Source organism: Pseudomonas sp. F007, from assembly GCF_057814275.1.
Map to the genome: position 1 here is coordinate 1 of NZ_JBVATA010000022.1, position 1,388 is coordinate 1,388.

Annotated in this window: 1 protein-coding gene; it reads left to right on the plus strand. The window is 62.5% G+C overall.

The genetic code is table 11. From position 1 onward, the window contains the following. Positions 1 to 1,388 (plus strand): phospholipase D-like domain-containing protein (locus ACZYR5_RS29530; protein WP_489092910.1); only part of this gene is annotated, 1,388 nt, incomplete at both ends.

Genomic DNA, 1,388 nt, shown 5'->3' on the forward strand with positions numbered 1-1,388 from the left:
TGGTACGTGAAACACACCGAATACCATCCGCTTGAGGCCACCTATGAACCCTTGATCAATGGCGAGGAAGCCTTTCGCGCCGTGCACCTGGCCGTCGCCGAGGCGAAAAAATCGGTGGACATCATCTGCTGGGGCTTTCAGCCGTCGATGTTTTTTATCCGCGATGGCAAGGCGCCGTGCATCGGCGAACTGCTAATGGAAAAGGCCCGCAAAGGGGTTGAGGTGCGGCTGCTGGGCTGGGAGATGCTGTTCAATCTGGCGGGGGTGGGCGGTGAAGCCAATCTGCCGGGTAAAGGCACGGTTCGCATCGGTGACAAAGCCCTGCAAAGTTCCACCGAGGAACAGTACGCCTACGACCGGCGCTGGTTTGCCGAGTGCGCGGTAAAGGGCAATCAGGCGGCGGGCGCCAGTGGCCGACCGGTCTTTATCGGCCGCGGTTTCAGCCTGGAGGAGCGGGCGGAAATCGCCCATCAGGTGAAGTACCAGAGTCTCGATCCACAGCTCGGCGCGAACACCCGATATGCCCTGAGGTGGAGCGCGACCCATCACCAGAAGTCGGTGATCGTCGACTACCAACTGCCCGACAGCGCCATCGGTTTCGTCATGGGCCACAACATGCTCGACGAGTACTGGGACACCCACCAGCACTCGGCCCTCAGGCGTTCAGGCAAGGAGCAACCTGCGCCCAACGCGGGCCCGCGGGGCATCACCCCGCGTCAGGACATCTCCAGCCAGGTCAGCGGCCCGATCCTCGAACACCTGCACCACAACTTCGCCATTGCCTGGCGCAAGGAAACCGCAGAAGACCTGTTCATCCTGCGCCAGGCCAAACTCATTGGCCCGCAACTGCAATTAAAGCCCGGCGTCACCCGCCAGCTGGCGCAACTGCTGCGCACCCAGCCCCAGGAAGGCAGGCGCGATATCGAGCGGCTGTACCTGCAAACTGCCAACAACGCGACCCAGTTCATCTACATCGAGAACCAGTACTTCCGCTGGCCACCCCTGGCCGACCTGATCCGGTACAACGCGGCCAAACAGACCCAGGACGGTCGTGATCCCAGCCTGCATGGCGCCTTGCACCTGTTCGTGATCACCAATGCCACGGAGGACGGCATGGGCCCGGGCCCGGTCAACACTCAGCGCATGCTTGCCAGCCTGGGCCGCGCCGACACCATTCCCGAAGTCACCAAGCTCGGCAAAATCGAGGAAGTGCGCGCCGGTGCAACACCCAGGCCCCAGCCGGAACCCAAGGACCTTTCCGGCCAGCGCGAACTGGCGCAGTGGCAGCGCGAGCTTGACCGGAAGATCAAGGAGATCAACGACAGCAGCGTGTTGGCCGAAGACATTCCTGGATTGAAAGTGCACATCTGCTCGCTGGTGGCCCCCGA